Genomic DNA, 18,773 nt, shown 5'->3' with positions numbered 1-18,773 from the left:
CTAGAGGATTCGCCTGCTTCGGTCGCCTTGCCGAGCACGAAAAATCGCTGATCCCAGCCGCAAAGCAAGTTTCCGGAGAGACTCTTAGATCCATTCACCCCCTTGTCGCCGACGCTGGTCCTGATCGCGTGCGGCCATTCCTTTGGAGGAAATTGCGATGTTGCGAGTATTGTTTAGCGGCGGAGTCTTTGCCGCAGTTTTCGCGCTGGCTTCGATCGCCTCAGCTTCTGATGCGCTGCTCGAAGGCAAAGTGAAATCGCTCAGCGGCGAGAAAGTTGATCTGTCCAAGTATAAAGGCAAGGTCCTGCTGGTCGTCAATGTCGCCAGCAAGTGCGGCAAGACCAAGCAGTACAAACCTTTGCAAGCGCTGTACGAAAAATACCATGACGAAGGGCTGGAAGTGGTTGGATTTCCGTGCAATCAATTTGGTGGTCAGGAACCGGGCTCCGCGCTAGAAATTCAAGAGTTCTGCACCGACAAGTACAATGTCACATTCGACATGATGGAAAAAATCGATGTGAACGGAGCAGACACGGCCGCTGTATACAAAAAGTTGAAAAGCTTTGAGCAAGATCCAGGCGACGTGAAATGGAATTTCGAAAAATTCTTGATTAATCGCGATGGAGAAGTGGTTGCTCGTTTCCGCACCCCAGTCGAACCCGATTCGCCAGAAGTGGTCGGAGCGATCGAAGCCCAACTGAAAAAAGATTAGTCTTCGCTGTGTCATAGAACGGACCAGCGGCTTCGTCAAAATACGAAGAGCGGTTCCAATCGTTAAGAGTCGCCTTGTGAACTTCGCAAGGCGATTTTTTTGTGCGCTGATCGCAGCAAGAAATAAAGAAACCGCGTCGTCAGCAGGTTCGACGCGGTTTCGCTCGGATGAAGGGGCAGCACACCCGAGATGTTAGTGATTTAGGGTATGAAACGACTATCCGCAACTAAAGTCATCGCAAATGCCGTGTTTTACAGGCAAAAAAGCGCAGAATTTTGACGTATGATCGACTGACGACCATCTATACGGCTTCTACGGTTTCTCAAGTGCGCGTTTTAGGCGCCGCGCTGATGAATCAGTTCTGGATGAGCCAAACCTTCGTTCATCGCGAACATCAGTAATTCGTTGACCGATCGTAGGGCCAGCTTTTCTTTTAGGTCACCGACTTCTTTATTGACGGTCCGTTCGCTCAGATCGAGCGAATCAGCAATTTCCAATTGGGTCTTGCCGGACGCCAGCTCACGTAAAACCGAAATCTCTCGATGCGTCAGGGTCGCGATTCTCGACATCGGCTGTCCCGACTGCAATTCAATCAGTCGATGGGCGAGTTCTGGCGAGAAGTAGGTATTGCCGGCGGCGACATGTCGAATCGCGAGGGCGACATTGCGAATCGACTCTGAATGCTTGGAGACGATGCCAGCCGCTCCGCTGGCGATGCATCGATCCAGATACTGGTCGCGAGCAAAAGCTGTGTAGAAGAGAACCTGGCAATCGCCACCGAGCGCCTGCTGGATTTCGTAACAAGCTAGAAATGGATCGGCGCCTGGCATATGGATGTCCATCAAAACAACATCAGGGCGTTGCTGACATGCGAGAGCGACGCCTGCCTGTGCGTGTCCGGTCTGTCCGACAACTTCAATATCTTCCTCCAGTTCCAATACTCGGCCTACGCAACGCATGATCGCCTCGTCGTCATCGACCAGCACAACTCTGGGACCCCGTAATGGGTTTCCCTGTTTCACTTTGTTCGCGCTCATACTCTGCCCTTTGAGCATCTTCTAAAAACGACTGTGTGTAGCATGGCGTCCCGTGAACGGCGCTACGTAACTTTAAAAAAAATAGGTTGTAAACAAACGCTCTATGACGAATTGCGGTGATACGCAACGAGAGTCGGCAAAACGGATGTTGTCGGTTGTGGCGGATGTAGGGAAGGCGAGATGTCGATCGAGTGAAGTGCCCGGCAATTTGCGGGTATTACAGATTTCACAGTAGGTGCAAATTGACAGTTGCCCGGGGTGAACTAAATAAATGGTGTCACCACTACGCGTCCCCGTGAGACTCGTATGGAGCCCTGCTTGTACTGCACTCGGAAGATCGCATGAGCGTCTTAAATCTCGATATTCTCATAAGCATTGGCTGCACCTTCATCGGTATTGCTTGCGGATGGTTCTTGTTTGGTAATCATCCGCTTTCGCCGATCTGGTTATTGGCCAACGCAGTCGACAAACTTGTCGCCTGCTTGAGTGGACCGAAATCGCCATCTCCAGCGGCGGCGATCGAGATTCCTGCGCTTGTGGAAAAGGTTGAAATTCAAGCCGAAGAGGCGGACGCCAGCGGCGCCGCTAATATTACCGAAAATGAAATGCGACGGTTGTTGGAGCAGGTTCACGAGTTGACGGAGTCGGTTCGTACCGACGTCGGTGAACATACCGATCGGATGGTCAAGATCAATGAAGGGCTCGTCTCCCATTCGACCGAACCGAGTTCGGTGACCGACGCGATCTCGCAGTTGATCGACGCTAACAAGGCGCTCGGAGATCGTTTAAACCAAGCCGAGATGCGACTGCAACAGCAATCTCAGATCATTCAATCGCAAACGGTCGAAGCACGTACGGACGCTTTGACAGGGCTTCCTAATCGTCGTGTTTTTGATCACGAGATGACGCGTCGCATGCAAGAGTTTCAGAAATCGCGTCGACCTACGTCGCTAATCATGCTTGACATCGACCATTTCAAAAAATTCAACGACACCTACGGCCACATCGCTGGGGACGAAGTGCTGAAGTGCGCTGCACGCTCGTTAGAGCGAGTTGCGTCGACCATCGGCGGCGCCGCGATTCGCTTTGGTGGAGAGGAATTCGCGATCGTCCTGCCGGGGGCAAACATCTTCGATTCGCAAATCGCGGCCGCTCGTGTGGTTCGCGCAGTCGCTTCGATGGAAATTGTATTTGAAGGGCAACTGCTGCAGGTCACCACTAGCTGCGGCGTAGCCGAGGTCAACCTTAGTGACGATGAGGCGAGCTTGATCAAGCGGGCCGACTCGGCGTTGTACGCCGCCAAAAATGCAGGCCGTAATCGCGCCTACTGGAATGATGGTGAGAAGTCGCGTCCGGTCCTCAGCGAATCGTTACGTTCTGAACAACCGGCTGAAATGGCTGCGACAGGAATGCCGGCGGCTGAAGAGAAACGAGCTGCTGTTTCGCAAAATGGTGAATTCCGCGGGGACGTTCACCGTCGGTTAAACCAATTCAAACGAGATGCGCTGCCGGTTTCGCTGATCATCTTGGCCGTCGACAATTACGAAGATTTTGTCGCTAACAACAGCCAGCGAATCGTCAAAGCGTTCACGGATACGCTGGAACGAATGTTGCTCGCGGCGATGCGAGACATGGATCACGTGGGACGCATTTCTGACGGACGCTACGGCATCTTGCTGCCGTCCGCCAGCATCAATCGCGCTGCGGCGATTTCGGATCGGCTGCGAAAAACGGTCGAGAGATTCAAGATTCGTAAGGACGATGAGATTAGCCAATTTACGATCTCGTGCGGCGTAACCGAAGCCTTGCGAGGAGATGGTTTGGATCACATTCTGCTGCGAGCCGAAGCCGCTTTGGGGCGATCGATTGAAGCGTCCGGCAACCGCGTCGCGATGTGCGGCAGCGAGTTAGAAATTGACTCTCCCGTGTTGATTCGCCCCACCTCAGGATCCACCGACCGAAGTGAGCCTGGCGCGCCGACGACGTCTCGATAGTTGAGCGGCGGCCGTCTGGCTTGAAGACGCTAGCGAACGTTGCACGTATCCGGTGCAACTTCTTTTTTTCTTGAGGCAAAATCGCACTTGACCCATTTTCTGCGATGGCATATCTTGCCGCCTCACGACGCGGATGACAGCCAGAAAATGTTCTTTGAACCGCTTTGGCAGTGACCCGCTTCGCTTGAGGAAATAGAGTCCAGCATCGGGAATTCTACGCTGTAGTTTTCTGCGGATCGCAAATCAAACTGACTGCACGGATGCGGACAGCGAGGTTTGAGTTTTTCTTAAAGTGTGATCGTTGTGAACCAAAGACCCGCGACTCGGCCACGTCAAGGATGACGTCGGCCAAGTAGCTTCCAATCGCTCCCGGAAGAGCAACGGATCCTAAGCCCCCCTGGGATACCGAGACTTTCCGGGGGCTTTTTTTATGCGCTGACCGCGTCGCTTGCCGCGGAGGTGATCTGCTCACGAATCGTGACTGCCAACGAGATCGGAAATTATGAAAAGCGGAAGCGCTCGCCGAGACGCGGTCTGCAAGCTATCGCGTTGCTAGCCAGATCAGCATGCCGCCCCCCACCAAGAAGCACCACCACGCGAAATAGTGAAGTCTTTTCTTTTCCAGCACGCGGACCAGCAACCCGATCGATCCGTATCCGACGACGGCTGCAATCAGTGCGCCCCCTAGCAGCCAAGTGATGGATAATTGCGGTCCAGGCTGCTGATCGCCGATGCGTTGAAGGACTTCCCACACCGATGCTCCTAAGATCGCCGGCAGCGCCAGCAAAAACGAGAATGTCGCCGCTTGCTGCGGCTTTAGCTTGCATTTCAAGCCGGCCGCGATCGTCGTACCGCTACGCGAAATGCCAGGCAAGATAGCGACCGCTTGGGCAACGCCGATTGTCAACGCCCGCAGCCAGGGTAGTTGGCGGTAATCCGCGTCGCCCCCAATTTGCCGGCTGGTCCACAACAGCATGCCGCCGGTCACCAGCAGACAGCCGGCGGCGACCAGCGGACTTTGCAGCCACTGATCCAAATCGGTTGCTTTTAGGACCAGTGCCGCCGCGACGGCCGGAATGGTTCCCAACACTAAGAGTCCGATCACGCGACGATCTTCGGTAATCAGGCGCACTATTTCGCGCCAGTAATAAGCGACGATGGATGCGAACGTCCCCAAGTGGAGAAAAACGTTCAATTCGACCACATCCAATTGTTCTGGAGTCGCTCCCAGCAGAGTCGCCAAGATCACGACGTGCCCTGATGAGCTGATCGGCAGGAATTCAGCGATTCCTTGGACGATCGCCAAGGCGACAATTTGCCAAAAGGAGGTGTGCATGGCGTCAAGCAAGGTGGGGTTAGGAAGAATAGGAAAACATAGCATCCGCCGGATCGCAAGGAAGGGATCTGTACTCTAGCGCTTGGCATTTACGCACTTCCCGCGAAACATTAGTCTGGAAGGTTTGATAGCGGTGGGAACTTGTGCATCTTTTAAGTCAGATGTCCTGATAGTGCGAAGATCGTTACGATCGTCGCGAACCGTAACTGCCCCGCACCACCGCATCGAACTACTTGGCTTTGATGTCCATGCAAGAACGCCGTCCTACCTTTTTCCAGCGCTATTCGCTAATCATCTTGATGGCGGTCTTCTTCTTGGTGCCGTTCTCGCTCCGTGGTGCGCGGTTGGCGCTGGAGCGGATGAAGAATGACGTCAAGGATTGGCTCCCCAGCGACTTCAAAGAAACGCAAGACCTCGGCTGGTTCCGTGACCACTTTCTGGGCGAGCAGTTCGTCCTGGTTAGCTGGGAAGGTTGCTCTGCGGACGATCAACGTTTGAAGTTTCTGGCCGAGAAGCTTGTTCCGACGGCGCCGACCGACGGTGAGAAAAAATTTGGCGCCAAGGTTGGCGGTCATGCCGACGACTTTGCCGGCGATCGCTATGGTCTTTATCTGACCGGCAATCTCTACGAGAACTGGGGGGGCAAGCAAGAGAAGTGGCTGAAGGGAACCGGCGAAAAGTGGTACTTCATTTTGCCCAACGGCGAAATCCAAAGCTGGAACGGCGGCAGCACCATGCTGGGCGCAACCTATCGCACTTTGGAGCGTATCTTCAGCGGCGCGAATGAACTCTCGGGCGAATACGCCGCGACCGTCGATACCGAATACTACAAACGGCCCGCGACGCTGCAAGCTCACCTGTTTAAATCGGTCGTGACCGGTCCGCAGGTGCTAGCGCAACTTGCCGAGCCCGGCGGTTCGCTCTTGCGTGATCCCGAAGCGGCCGACGCCGCCGACTTGGCCGAAGCGAAACGCATTGCGCACGAGCGGCTGCAAGGCGTCTTGTTTGGTCCAGACGGCAAGCAGACCTGTTTGATCGCTACGCTCAGCGAAGCCGGCAAAGTTGATCTCCGCCGGACGCTGGGCCGAGGCTTTATGGGACGTCCGCTAGGACGGATGCGTCAACTTTGCATCGAAGCAGGCATTCCGAAAGAAGAACTGCATCTCGGTGGTCCGCCGGTCGACAATGTCGCGATTGACGAAGAAGGCGAAATCACCCTGGCACGGTTGGTTTTGTTTGCCGTCGCAGTCGGGGTCGGCTTGTCTTATCTCTGTCTGCGTAGCGTCAAGCTGACAATCATGGTCTTTTTTGTCGGCGGCGTCAGCGCGATCACCAGCATGTCGCTCGTCTATTGGTGCGGCAGTTGGCCTGACGCCATTTTGATGTCGATGCCGGCGGTTGTGTACGTGCTGGGGCTCGCAGGCGCGATCCATATCATTAATTACTACAAAGACGCCGTCGAAGAAGATGGTATCGATGGCGCTGCAGAACTAGCGGTCTCGCACGGTTGGTATCCCTGCTTGATCGCCGCGCTGACCACTGCGATTGGTTTGGGGTCGCTGGCGTTCAGCAACATTGCTCCGATCAAAAAGTTCGGCATCTTCTCGGCGATGGGCGTGTTGGCGACGTTGGTGCTGCTGTTCACCTATCTGCCGGCAGCGCTGCAGCAATGGCCTCCCAAAGCCAAAAGAGCAAAAGATGGCAGCTTGCAGGCGAAGTCGCCGATGACTATCTGGATGGAAAATTTCAGCTTGAAAGTGGCTGACTTTATTATCCTGCGTAGTACGATGGTCGCCACGATCTGCTTTGTTTCATTCATCATCTTTGGCGTTGGTCTGGCCTATATCAAAACATCGGTGCAGTTGCTGAAGATGTTTGACGCCAACTCAGAGATCATTCAAGACTACGGCTGGCTCGAAGAAAAAATTGGCAAGCTTGTCCCGATGGAATTGGTCATTCGGGTCGAACCGCAGTTGATGGGATCGATCGCAGGGGATGAGCCGCGTGCTCCAGAATCGATTGCGCAAGAGAAGTTTCAATACACGTTCCTAGAACGTATGGAGATGGCCGAGCGAGTTCAGCAAGCGGTTGAAGACGTCTTGGGCCCGCAAGGTCGCGACCTGGTTGGCAACGGCATGAGCGTCGCCACGTTCGCTCCGGTGTTGCCGGAGTCTGGCGGCACGACCCGTGATTTCGCCGTACGCGGCGCTTACAATCGCCGATTGGAAGAGCACCGCAACGATTTTCTAAAAACCGACTACCTGCGTGTAGAAGAAGCGTCCGGCGCCGAACTATGGCGCGTTAGTCTGCGCTTGGGCGCATTGCAGAACATCGAGTACGGACGATTTGTCACCGATTTGAAAGAGATCGCCGAACCGGTTATCGCCGCTTATCGCAAGCGAGACGAAATCCTTCGAACGATCGACAAGGCCAACGATGGCAAAGGCTTTGTCACCGAGCGAGTTACGATCTTAGGGCCCAACTTCATGGTCTACGATCAGGAAGAAGCTGCTCGGGACGCAGGCGAACCGGTCGAGTACAAGCTAGATCCCGAGCGAATCTATGCGATGACCTTGCGAGACCTATTGGTCAACGCGCGATTAAGCGTCAATTATTTCGACCCGATCGGCAATGCCGAGCATCCCGAGGGGAACTCTCAGGCGCGGCTCGATGCGTTGCTAAAACGCGATCAGTACTTTGTGGTCGTCTCTGACTCCAACAAGTATGACTTAGCCCAGATTAAAGCGGCTGGCAAAACGATCATCGATGCAACTAGTTATCAATACAGTCCTAGTGCTCCGCAATATTCGGTGGTCGATAAGGACTTGCCCGAACTGACGGTGATTTACACCGGCGTCGTCCCAGTCGTCTATAAAGCCGCTCGCACTCTGTTGTCGAGTTTGGTCGAAAGCACGCTGTGGGCCTTTGTGCTGATCGCACTGGTCATGGCCTGGGTGCTCAAGAGCTTTCGTGCCGGTTTGGTCTCGATGTTACCGAACGTCTTTCCGATCGTCCTGATCTTTGGCTTTATGGGTCTGGCTGGGATCGAAGTTGACATCGGTACGATGATGACTGCTAGCGTCGCGATGGGGGTTGCGGTCGATGATACGATTCACTTCCTTACGTGGTTCCGCTGGGGACTCGATAAAGGTTTAAGCCGGAATGACTCGATTCGCGAAGCGTACCGGCGCTGCGCCGTCGCGATGATGCAGACCACCATTATCGGTGGGATGGGATTAGGGGTGTTCGCCGTCAGTTCGTTTACACCGACGCAGCGGTTCGGTTACCTGATGGTCTCACTCTTAGTGGCCGCTTTGGTTGGCGACTTGGTCTTCTTGCCGTCGTTGTTGGCAGGCCCTCTCGGCGCGATGTTCCGTCCCGCCAAAAAGTCCCACCTCCAGCATGGTCCAGATGGCGCCGCAGAAGAATCGCCTCACGAGGACGACCACGACTCGCCCAGCGTAATTCCGGTCGCGATGCACCGCGGTGAAAGCGGGCAAAACGACAAAGGGCACAGCGATAAAGGACACGGTGACGGAAGCAAGCGATCCGATTCGCACTATCGCAGCGGAAAAAGCGGATAGATGCCGAAGCCGGCAGTCGATATCTCGCCAGCGACATTACCGCACGCGTCGTTTACCTTTGATCGAGATAAATCGTTCTTCCGGTAGCAGAACATTGGTGACTCGCATTCCGAACTTGTCGCCGATTTTGACCGCTTCGCCTTGAGCGATGCGGTGCTCTCCCACTTCCAAGTCGATTGATTCTTCGCAAGACTTGTCAAACTGAATGATCGAGCCGATCCCGAGTTCCGTAATCTCCCGGACTCGCATTTTTTTGGTCGCCAGTGTGACGTTCACTTCGACGGCGATCTTGAGCAAGCTCTTCGCATAGTGCGGCAAGCTGCTGTAGTTTGGTTGAGCGGTTCGTGGCGGCGGCATCACCGGAGCAGCAACTGGCGCCCGCTTTTCTTCCACGGTTAACTTGGGATCATTCTTCGGCGTGTCGGTCGGTTGCTGAGGAGCGGCGGTCGATTTGAAGATCGCATCTCCCTGTGGGGCGGGCCAAATCAACAGCGCCTCGCCTGATCCTTTTTCGCCAGAGAGTGGCAAACTGACGCATGCCGAGTTCTCGGTGCAGCCTGCTTTTTTTAGACCAGCGCGAATGTTATCGATCTTCCCCGCTTTGAAATCGAGCGGCATGAACTCTTCCGGCAGCAGCAGCATCCCCAGCTCTTGGGCTAAGGTCGCCAGCTTGCTTTCACCAGTTGCGTCTGGCTCGGCATACCAAGCAGGCAGCAGTCCGGTGCTAGCTGGGATCAAAACGATCGCCGCTTCCAGATTCACTTTCAGCACGATCGCTAGCCCAGCTTCTTCCGCTGCAACGGCGGCTGAATAGGCGCCGGCTTCACCGACCTCAAGCGTCATCGGGTTGCCCAGCGCTCGACTGAGCGCTTCACTCGCTTCATCTTTGCCAACTTGGCACGCGGCGAGAACTTCGTCTTTCAGTTTTGCGGTGAAATCTGCCATGCAACGGAACTGTTCGATCGATGGAAAGCGGCGTGGTAAAACAATGGGACGTATTCTTTGGATCGGCTGAATGGCCGCCAAGCTTTACCTAATCCTTAAAGTCGCCACAATCCGCTAGCAGTAGAACCTACGCATGGAAGATTTTCCGGGAGAAGATTCAGCAGCTGCGGACCCGTCCTCCGACGTTGCGCCGTCTCGATATCAATTCAGTCTCTGGCAGATCATGCTGCTGACCTTGCTGGTCAGTTTGCTGGCGGCTTGGCTGCGACTGCTTCCCTATCGAGAAGAGCTCGTTTGGTTTTACCTGATCTATTTTGGCGTGTTGGTCGGCTATGTGGTGCTGCGCATCCCCTATGTCGCCAGAGACGTGATCCAGGCCCGGCGGACAGCGGCAAAGAGCAAAGCAGCGGCGATCGCATTTGCGGAAGAAGCTCGCCGCCGCAAGCGGGCCGGCGAGCAAAAACGGCAAACGGATTAGCCGAGCGCGTCAAGCGCCTCGAGCACTTTCGCGTCGTGCCCTTCAACCTGAACCCGTTTCCAGACCTTGGCGACTTTGCCGGTCGAGTCAATTAAGAAAGTACTGCGCTGAATCCCCATCGAGACCTTGCCGTACATGTTCTTCTCGCGCCACGCTCCGTATTTTTCGGCCACTTTGTGGTCGACATCGGCCAGCAGCGGGAAGTTGAGTTGAAACTTGTCACGGAACTTACCATGGCTCTCGACTCCGTCGGGGCTCACGCCAAAGACCTTGGCGCCCCGCTTGGTCAGTTCCTGCTTTTGATCACGGAAGGCGCAGGCTTCTTTGGTGCAGCCCGGCGTGTCATCCTTCGGATAGAAATACAGGACGACCGGCGAGCCAATCAGATCGGCCAGCTTGACCTTGGCGCCGTCATCCGCGGTCAACGTAAACGCCGGAGCTTTTTTGCCCTCTTCAATCCAGTCCGCCATCCCTTTTTCTCCCTGCATGCGTGTCAAATCGTTGATACGGTTTATCGTAGCGATGACCGACGAAATGCACACCCTGGAGCGACGGCAATTTTTTGGGACTGGCCGCCGTTTAAAAGAAACGCATGCAGAAGGGATACTCGTACCAAATCCCTTCGTTCGCTTTCACTGCGGCGATGATCGGCGCTACGATGGCGAATGTACCTAACAGAATTAGCAGCAGAACTCCCAATCCAAACAGGCAGGTCAAAATCCCACAGGGAATCGCATAAATGATCATCGAAAGCTGAAAATTGATCGACTCGCGGCCATGATGATCGACAAATTGCGACTCATCTTTCTTGATCATCCACATCACCAACGGCGCGATGACGTTGACCAGAGGAATCGGAACCACATAGCCAGAGAACGCCAACAAATGGCACAGCATTGCGAGGGTGCGGTGCTCAGAACTGGGGGCTTCTACTTCCATAGCGGCTCTCGAGAGAAAAGTTTGGCTTACGGCTGAGTCATTCGTTGCCAGAGCGAAAATCTTGCGAAAAAAATCAAAGTCAGTTTCCGCTATACTTTATCCTCCAATTCCCTCACCCATCCATTTCGGCCACTTTTGCCGCATACCCTGCATGGACGCTTCCGCTGCTTCTATCCCGGCAATGCCCACCGCCGCTTGGCGGCAGAAATTTCAGCGGCAGATTCTCGCCTGGTACGGGGGCGCTGCGCGGGATCTCCCCTGGCGAGCTAATCGCGATCCCTACCGCGTCTGGATCAGCGAGATCATGCTGCAACAAACGCAGGTCGCGACAGTCCGAGCCTATTTCGAACGTTTCACCGCCGCCTTTCCCACCATCGTTGATCTGGCCGCGGCGGACGAAGCAGAAGTGCTGCGACTGTGGGAAGGGCTTGGCTACTACCGTCGTGCTCGGCAACTGCACGCCGCCGCCCAGGTGATCGCCAGCGACCATGCCGGCCAGTTTCCTCGCGATTTTGACGCGATCTTGGCGCTGCCTGGCATTGGGCGATATACTGCCGGCGCGATCTATTCGATCGCCTACGATCAGCCGGCGCCGATCTTAGAAGCGAATACGATTCGCCTGCATGCGCGGCTGCTCGCCTATCGCGAAGATCCGACCAAATCGGCCGGCCAGCGGTTATTGTGGCAGTTTGCCGAACATATTCTACCGGCGAGTGACATCAGCAGCTTTAACCAGGCGTTGATGGAGCTGGGAAGCGAGATCTGCACTCCCCGCAATCCGCAGTGCGGCATTTGTCCCGTCGCAAAATTATGCCAATCGCGGCTTCAGAACGCGGTCGGCGAGATTCCCGTCGCCAAAAAGAAAATGGCGTACGAAGATCGAACCGAGGTCGCGCTGATCGTTCGTCGTAAACAAGCCGTGCTATTACGACAATGCGGCCCTGACGAACGCTGGGCCGGACTCTGGGACTTTCCCCGGTTTCATGTCGCCAGCGAAGCAGAGCTGCTAAGCGGAGAACTTGCGGCGCAGTTTCAAGTACGAACCGGCCTCTCGGCCGCGATCGGATCGCGGCTAGCGACCATCAAGCACGGCGTCACCAAATATCGGATCACGCTGCACTGTCACGAAGCGGAAACTTCGACCGGAAAACTGCGTAAAGATGCAAATGCCCCGTTGGTTTGGGCGGCGGTCGACAAACTGCAGGACTATGCGCTTAGCACAACCGGGCGAAAAATCGCGCGACTGCTGGCGAAATAAGGCGGACTATTTCAGGTCGATCTCAAAGACGTTGTCTCCTTCTTTGACTTCATACTCCAGCCCGCTGGTCGAGAGTTGGCGATACTTGAAAGCGAACTCGGTCCCTTTTTTCTGGTTCTTGGGGCCTGCCGAATTGTTGAGCATTTCTTCTGCGGAAGGTTGGTTGTCGGTTTCTAGATGCGACTCTGGCGGTTGAATCATGACCCGATAGACGCCGATCGGTAGATTGCCATCGTTGAACGAATCAATCGCAAAGCTCCCGCTCTCATTCGTTCCGCCATAGGCGGCCGTTCCGCTCTGGGAATGCAGGAACACTACCTGCGTTTCCGGCGACAAGCTTTTGCCTTTGCTGGTCAGTACGCCGTTGACGCGGCCGGTCGGTCCTAGGTCATTTTGATTTTCGCATCCCAAAATCACCAAAGTGGCCAGCAAGATAAACAGGCTTCTACCATTCATACAAATCGTGATCCGTTAAAAGAAAGAAGTGGCTGGACCAATCTAGTACTGACCTTGAACCTGACCATCATCACGCGTCGCCAATTGCTTCAATGTTTCTAACTGAACCGTGTTGGCGATAAACTGCACCGATCCGTCCGCTAGACCAACCATGACTCCGCCGGGATGCTCTGAGCTAAGCGGGTTATTGGCGCCAACATTGCTGGCCATGCCTGGAAACAGTTGGTAGGCGAACGGTTGCTGGTTGGGCGAGTAGCGAACAGTATTTGTGTTGAAGCAACGCATGTCGCTACTGTTAGCTCCAGAGTCGAGATTGGGCGGATGCCCGGTGACCCGGTTGCCCATCAACCATCCATGATCCGTGCCGGACGCAGAGGGATAGCTCTTATTGCCATCGGTCCGAAGTAGCCCGCCTGACATTTCTCCCAGGATTAACGTATTGGAGGATCCGTCGGTGCAGCTATGAAAGCCGGTCGAAAAGTTCGGCAACATCATGCCGCCGCCTGAGACCAAAGTCGGTTGTCCCGAAACGGTCACCGTCGAAATGCGACTTTCGGTAAACGAAGTTGGCTCGGCGCAACCCGAAATTCCGGCGTAGTTCGCTTGCGTCTCAAAGCCATTCGAGACCGGCCCGGCGGAAGAAGTGCAACGCATCCCCGAGATCGCGCCGGCGGCCAATACCAGAGCTTTGTTTTGTCCGCCGGCACTGCCGGCGCCTTCGTTGATGTAGCCAGGGGATTCTCCGACCCACACCATCTGGTCATGCAGCGAGCCTTGCTCAAAGAAGGGGAGCAGCATTCCATAAAAGCTAGGACCAAAGCTATTGCCGCTGCCGCCGTCGCGCGGGACCGTCGAGCTGACGCTTCCCGGTGGAAAAACCAAAAACTGATCATGGTAGTTGTGCAGTGCTAGCCCCAACTGCTTCAAATTATTGCTGCACTGCATGCGACGAGCCGCTTCGCGAGCTTGCTGAACGGCGGGTAATAAGAGCGCGATCAAAACGCCGATGATCGCGATAACCACAAGCAATTCGACGAGCGTGAAACCACGACGCGAGAAGTTTCGTTTCATACCGAATCTCCGAACGAAGATAAATGAAAGAAGAGAATCGAGAGGCGCGGCAGGCAAAATTGCTCCTACCCCCTCCTATGTTTCCACCGCTGGCGGAGAAATTCCCCGCAAAAAAAGTTTTTTATCTTTGAGTTGGTGGTTTTCCTCGAAAATAGCTGGTTTTCGTCAATTCTTCGGAAATCCGTTCGGGGAAATTTGGCCTGGAAGGGAGAATAAACAGTAGAGAAGCGTAGTCGTCCCCTTTGATTGGCCTCTCCCCTGACCGACCCTCGATGCCTGAGTTTTCCGCCCCCCAAACCTCCGACCCAACTCCCTTTGTCGAGTTGATCGTTCAGCACGAGCGAGCGTTATTGCGGTACATCCGTTGCATGGTTCCTCGGCTTGAAGATGCTGAAGAGGTGTGGCAAGCATCCGCGATCGTGCTGTGGGAAAAGTTCGCCGAGTATGATACGACGCGAGACTTTCTGCCTTGGGCGCAACGATTCGCCTATTTCGAGGCGCTGAAGTTTCGTCGCACTAAGGCGCGGGATCGCATGGTCTTTTCCGAAGAAGTCATGCAGTCTGTTGCGGAGACGCATGCCGAATCACACAACATCCTGGAGCGACGCATGCAGGCCCTCCAAAGCTGCCTGCAAAAATTGTCAGCCGCTGACTTGAATTTACTGCGATCACGCTACGAGTCCGAGATGACCATCGGCAGCTTGGCGAAAAAATGCAACACGACCGCCAAGTCGCTGTACCGCAAGCTGGATCGCATTCGAGAGCGACTGGCGCAATGCGTGCGGATTCACGCTCCGCTGGCCGAAGAATAGATTGCCTTACTGCGAAATTGCCATCATGCCGCTAGGCGCATCCCGTCGTTTTTTTCGAGACCGATGAATTCTCCCATGTCACAAAAACTGGATCGTGAAGCGCGTCAGGCGATCGACCGCCTGATTGACGGATCCCTTTCTGCAGCGGAGTTTACCGCGCTGGAGCAGCGTCTGCTTAAAGAGGACGCATTTCGTCAGGCTTATGTCGAACAATCGGATTTAGAAGCAGCGCTGGAAACTCAATTTAAATCGTTGCCTGTCGACTGGCCAATGCCAGCGCCGGCCCCTGCTTACTTAAAGTACACGGCGCTAGTTCTCGCAGTCAGCATACTGCTGGTGCTAACCCTCGCGGTCTTGGTTCTGGGACGCGGCCAACCGTTGGCGACCGACTCCCAGCCGCGATCGTTAGAATTCGTCGAGGCTCGCCTGAGCGGTTTGCGCCCTGTCGCGATCGTGACCAAGATAGAAAACGCTAACGAAGCCGAAATATCGGCGCTCAAGCCTGGCGATCGTATGAAGCCCGGCGTCATGAACGTCGAACAGGGAGCGGTGCAAATTGAATTCCTCTCTGGCGTTATCGTTCGGCTTCAGGGACCCGCCGAACTGCACTTGTTGACCGATAGCAGTGCGACCCTGATCAACGGTCAAGCCGCCGCCGTGGTTCCGCCGGGAGTAAAAGCTTTTACGCTGAACGGTCCGATCTCGGCGATCGCTAGCGGCTCTAGCGAATTCACCTATGCAATCCAGCCTTCGAACGCTTGCAGCATCAACGTTTATCAAGGCGAATTGATGGCCTCGCTGTTGGGGGATAGCGGCGATACGCTGCTGAATGAACTGGTGCGCGCCGACGAAACGGCCCAATTTGTGGGCGAGACGATCCATGTCACCGCTGGCGAGTTCGCCCAAGCCGACCGTACAAGCGTCCTGCCGATCGACGAAGCCTCGCTTAGCGCTTCTAACGCCTACGCCGCGGCGATCATCGCAGACCAGCCGCTTGTCTACTGGAGGTTTGAACAAGGCGATCAGCAAGGAGACATGATCCGTAATCAGATGTCGGATCGTTACGCTGGAGTATTGCATACCGACGATCCCCAGGATCTTTATTTAGAGCAGGGAAGTCTCCATTTTGCGGCCAGCAAGCGCTCCCGCTATGTGAAATTGGCCGATCCCATCGAACAACTGAACGCTGGGGATTTTACGGTTGAGTTTTGGGTTCGTCCCCAAAGAATGCATTGGGGGACGCTGTTCGGTTGGTTGCCGCTGCAGCAGTCAGAACTGGATCGAGAAAGTCATCTGTGCGTGATCGAATACGCCAATCAAACAAACTTGGTCCATCGTCCGGCGACGATCCGCTTTCTGCTGCGCTATCCGCCGACAACCTATCAGGGGGGCATTAATGTCTTTAGTGCCGAGAGTTGCATCCCCGGCATGTGGCACCATCTGGTCGCCGTGCGCGATAGCGACGGGATTCGACTTTACTTGAACGGCAAATTGCGTGAAGTGAGCGACAATTTGATGCTGGATGATCTTCAGCCTTATACTGCAATCCTGGGGCAGCTTGATTCGGTCCGCGTAGAGCGACAATTTGATGGTCAGATCGACGAGGTGGCGATTTATCAAAAAGCCCTCTCCGCAGACGACATCAATCGTCACTACAACGTGATCTTCGGTGAGCAGACCTACTAACATTTCCGCCCAATAGATACGCATGAAAAGCATCTCTTCAATCGCAGCCTTGATGTTGACGCTACTTACCGTAGCGTGGCTCAGCTCCCCTGCCCTCGCCCAGAAAAAGCTGGACTACAATCGTGACGTGCGGCCGATCCTGTCGGAGAACTGTTTCTATTGTCACGGTCCCGATGGTGAGCATCGCCAGGCCGATCTTCGTTTGGACGAAGAAGCGGCCGCCAAGGAATACGCGCTGGTCCCCGGCGATCTCGAAGGGAGCGAAGTCTTTCAGCGGATCATTAGCACCGATACGGAAACGGTGATGCCCCCGGCCGAGTCAGGCAAAAAACTGAAGCCGGCCGAGATCGCGGTATTGAAGCGATGGATTGAAGAAGGCGCTGAGTACGATCCGTACTGGGCCTACGCCAAGCCGCAGCCGCATGCAGTTCCTCCCGTTGAGAACCCCGTGTGGTCGCATACCGAGATCGATCGCTTGCTGCTCGAAAAAATGGAATCGGCGGGGCTCACACCGTCGCCAGCCGCCGACAAGGTGACGCTCATTCGCCGTGTCACCTTCGATCTGACTGGGTTACCGCCGACGCCAGCCGAAGTGGCCGCGTTTGTCGCCGACGATTCGCCTGAGGCGCTGGAGAAAGTAGTTGACCGGTTGCTCGCTTCTCCGCAGTATGGCGAACGCATGGCGATTTACTGGCTCGATCTGGTGCGCTACGCCGATACAGTCGGTTATCACGGCGATCAGGACCACAACATCTCACCCTATCGCGACTATGTGCTCGACGCGTTCAACAGCAACCTCCCGTTTGATCGATTTACTCGTGAGCAGCTTGCCGGCGATTTGCTGCCCGGCAGCACCATCGATCAGAAGATCGCCACCGGCTACAACCGGTTGTTGCAGACGACGCATGAAGGGGGACTGCAACAGAAAGAGTATTTAGCGATCTACGCCGCCGATCGCGTCCGCAACGTCTCGCTGGTCTGGATGGGCGCGACGGTTGGTTGTGCTCAGTGCCATGACCACAAGTACGATCCATACACAATCAAAGACTTCTACTCGCTTGGCGCTTTCTTTGCCGATGTCGACGAGGCGAAGCACTTTACGATGGGCTCTAACGCGCTGCCAACCAAACGCCCGCCGGAACTGAAGGTCAACACGCGTCGCGAACGAGCCGAGCTGGCGCGTTTAGAAGCTGAACTCTCGCAGCTACGTCTCAAGTCAGAATCCAAACAGGAAGCAGCGACGACGTCCGAAGTTTCTGTCGAAGATACTGTTGCGAAAGATCAGGATAAACAGTCCGCCGAAGAAAAGCCGGTTTCTGCGGCAGAAAAGAAACTGGTCGCCGCGATCAAGCGGCTGAACGACGCCGCGCGATTGACGATGGTCACCGAGTCAATTGCTCCGCGCGAGATGCGCGTGCTTCCCCGCGGTAATTGGTTGGACGATAGCGGCGAGATCGTCACAGCGGCCGTTCCCCAATTCATGGGCAAGGTAAACACTAGCGGCGATCGCGCTACGCGGTTGGACCTGGCCAATTGGTTTGTGGATCCGGTTGATGGAGCCGGCGGTTTAACCGCAAGGGTGATGGTCAATCGGCTCTGGTATCTCTTTTACGGTGTCGGACTGTCAAAGAGTCTCGATGATTTTGGCGGCCAGGGAGAACCCCCGGTCCATCCTGAATTGCTCGACAACTTGGCGATCGATTTCTATTCGCACGGTTGGGATATCAAGCGCATGGTGAAACAGATGGTGCTGACTGCCGCCTATCAACAGTCGTCGCAGACTACGCCTGAGGTTCGTGCCGTTGATCCTTATAACCGCTACTACAGTCATCAGTCGCGGCATCGCCTTCCGGCCGAGATGGTGCGTGACAACGCGTTGGCGATCAGTGGCCTGCTGAATCTGGAGTATGGCGGACCGAGCGTTAAACCATATCAGCCGGATGGTTACTATCGTCACTTGAACTTTCCGACCCGCAGTTATCACGCGGATAAGAACAATCAACAGTGGCGCCGCGGCGTTTACGTGCATTGGCAGCGTCAATTTTTGCATCCAATGCTCAAAGCGTTTGATGCCCCGAGTCGCGAAGAATGCACTGCCCAGCGACCACAATCCAACACGCCGCTCGCCGCCTTGGTGCTATTGAATGATCCGACATTTGTCGAAGCGGCCAGAGCTTTTGCGACGCGGATTTTGACTGAGGCGCCGAAGGCCGATGCGCAACGGATCACTCACGCCTATCAACTAGCCCTCTCACGCGATCCCGACCCGCAAGAGCTGGAGATCGTGACCACCGTGTTGAATGACAATCGCGAAATTTATCAGGCCGATCCCGAAGCCGCGGCCAAACTGCTGCAGGTCGGCATCCAACCGACCGACAAAAAAGCAGATGTCGCCGAGCTCGCCGCGTGGACGCAAGTGGCCCGCGTGATTTTGAACCTGGACGAGACCATTACCCGAAATTAAC

The 18,773-nt window shown here is 55.2% G+C and carries 15 protein-coding genes; 8 read left to right on the top strand and 7 right to left on the bottom strand.

From position 1 onward, the window contains the following. The first annotated feature begins 157 nt into the window (after nucleotides 1-157). Nucleotides 158-712 (top strand): glutathione peroxidase, encoded by a 555-nt coding sequence (locus SH421x_RS25500; RefSeq protein ID WP_488852839.1) that lies wholly within the window; start codon nucleotides 158-160, stop codon nucleotides 710-712. Between the two features lie 335 nt (nucleotides 713-1,047). Here the strand turns inward: SH421x_RS25500 and SH421x_RS25495 are convergent, their stop codons facing one another. Continuing rightward, the gene (locus SH421x_RS25495; RefSeq protein WP_488852838.1) at nucleotides 1,048-1,749 is read right to left on the bottom strand and encodes a response regulator transcription factor; all 702 of its coding nucleotides are present in this window, start codon (nucleotides 1,747-1,749) and stop codon (nucleotides 1,048-1,050) included. Nucleotides 1,750-2,090: 341 nt separating this feature from the next. Between SH421x_RS25495 and SH421x_RS25490 the strand changes: the two genes are divergently transcribed. Then, the gene (locus SH421x_RS25490; RefSeq protein WP_488852837.1) at nucleotides 2,091-3,743 is read left to right on the top strand and encodes a GGDEF domain-containing protein; all 1,653 of its coding nucleotides are present in this window, start codon (nucleotides 2,091-2,093) and stop codon (nucleotides 3,741-3,743) included. Nucleotides 3,744-4,284: 541 nt separating this feature from the next. Here SH421x_RS25490 and SH421x_RS25485 read toward each other — a convergent pair. After that, the gene (locus SH421x_RS25485; RefSeq protein ID WP_488852836.1) at nucleotides 4,285-5,124 is read right to left on the bottom strand and encodes an undecaprenyl-diphosphate phosphatase; all 840 of its coding nucleotides are present in this window, start codon (nucleotides 5,122-5,124) and stop codon (nucleotides 4,285-4,287) included. A 197-nt stretch (nucleotides 5,125-5,321) separates the two neighbouring features. Between SH421x_RS25485 and SH421x_RS25480 the strand changes: the two genes are divergently transcribed. Then, nucleotides 5,322-8,663: an efflux RND transporter permease subunit gene (locus SH421x_RS25480; RefSeq protein WP_488852835.1), complete on the top strand. Its 3,342-nt coding sequence runs from the start codon at nucleotides 5,322-5,324 to the stop codon at nucleotides 8,661-8,663. A 36-nt stretch (nucleotides 8,664-8,699) separates the two neighbouring features. Here SH421x_RS25480 and SH421x_RS25475 read toward each other — a convergent pair whose 3' ends face one another. Then, nucleotides 8,700-9,608: a FliM/FliN family flagellar motor switch protein gene (locus SH421x_RS25475; RefSeq protein ID WP_488852834.1), complete on the bottom strand. Its 909-nt coding sequence runs from the start codon at nucleotides 9,606-9,608 to the stop codon at nucleotides 8,700-8,702. Between the two features lie 133 nt (nucleotides 9,609-9,741). Between SH421x_RS25475 and SH421x_RS25470 the strand changes: the two genes are divergently transcribed. Continuing rightward, nucleotides 9,742-10,086: a hypothetical protein gene (locus SH421x_RS25470; protein ID WP_488852833.1), complete on the top strand. Its 345-nt coding sequence runs from the start codon at nucleotides 9,742-9,744 to the stop codon at nucleotides 10,084-10,086. Here SH421x_RS25470 and bcp read toward each other — a convergent pair. Both bcp and SH421x_RS25460 read right to left on the bottom strand, forming a co-directional pair. Next, nucleotides 10,083-10,556 (bottom strand): thioredoxin-dependent thiol peroxidase, encoded by a 474-nt coding sequence (gene bcp, locus SH421x_RS25465; RefSeq protein WP_488852832.1) that lies wholly within the window; start codon nucleotides 10,554-10,556, stop codon nucleotides 10,083-10,085. The genes SH421x_RS25470 and bcp overlap by 4 nt on opposite strands. 109 nt (nucleotides 10,557-10,665) lie before the next feature. Next, nucleotides 10,666-11,025, bottom strand: coding sequence for a DUF4870 domain-containing protein (locus tag SH421x_RS25460; protein ID WP_488852831.1), 360 nt, complete (start codon nucleotides 11,023-11,025; stop codon nucleotides 10,666-10,668). A 151-nt stretch (nucleotides 11,026-11,176) separates the two neighbouring features. Between SH421x_RS25460 and mutY the strand changes: the two genes are divergently transcribed. Beyond that, nucleotides 11,177-12,283, top strand: coding sequence for an A/G-specific adenine glycosylase (gene mutY / locus SH421x_RS25455; protein WP_488852830.1), 1,107 nt, complete (start codon nucleotides 11,177-11,179; stop codon nucleotides 12,281-12,283). Nucleotides 12,284-12,289: 6 nt separating this feature from the next. On the opposite strand, the gene SH421x_RS25450 is transcribed toward mutY, so the two are convergent. Both SH421x_RS25450 and SH421x_RS25445 read right to left on the bottom strand, forming a co-directional pair. Then, nucleotides 12,290-12,739, bottom strand: a complete 450-nt coding sequence (locus SH421x_RS25450; RefSeq protein WP_488852829.1) for a hypothetical protein — start codon at nucleotides 12,737-12,739, stop codon at nucleotides 12,290-12,292. 42 nt (nucleotides 12,740-12,781) lie between these two features. Next, the gene (locus SH421x_RS25445) at nucleotides 12,782-13,810 is read right to left on the bottom strand and encodes a DUF1559 family PulG-like putative transporter (RefSeq protein WP_488852828.1); all 1,029 of its coding nucleotides are present in this window, start codon (nucleotides 13,808-13,810) and stop codon (nucleotides 12,782-12,784) included. A gap of 272 nt (nucleotides 13,811-14,082) precedes the next feature. Between SH421x_RS25445 and SH421x_RS25440 the strand changes: the two genes are divergently transcribed. From SH421x_RS25440 to SH421x_RS25430, 3 genes are all read left to right on the top strand, one after another. Beyond that, a complete protein-coding gene (locus SH421x_RS25440) occupies nucleotides 14,083-14,622 on the top strand; it encodes a sigma-70 family RNA polymerase sigma factor (RefSeq protein WP_488852827.1) in 540 nt (179 codons plus the stop codon). 75 nt (nucleotides 14,623-14,697) lie between these two features. Further along, complete coding sequence (locus SH421x_RS25435) at nucleotides 14,698-16,308, top strand: LamG domain-containing protein (RefSeq protein ID WP_488852826.1); 1,611 nt, start codon at nucleotides 14,698-14,700, stop codon at nucleotides 16,306-16,308. Nucleotides 16,309-16,330: 22 nt separating this feature from the next. Then, nucleotides 16,331-18,772 (top strand): PSD1 and planctomycete cytochrome C domain-containing protein, encoded by a 2,442-nt coding sequence (locus SH421x_RS25430; protein WP_488852825.1) that lies wholly within the window; start codon nucleotides 16,331-16,333, stop codon nucleotides 18,770-18,772. Nucleotide 18,773: the final 1 nt, after the last annotated feature.

The organism is Blastopirellula sp. SH421, from assembly GCF_057808535.1.
Note: the sequence above shows the minus strand (reverse complement) of the source record. Positions and strands in the feature narration are given on the sequence as shown.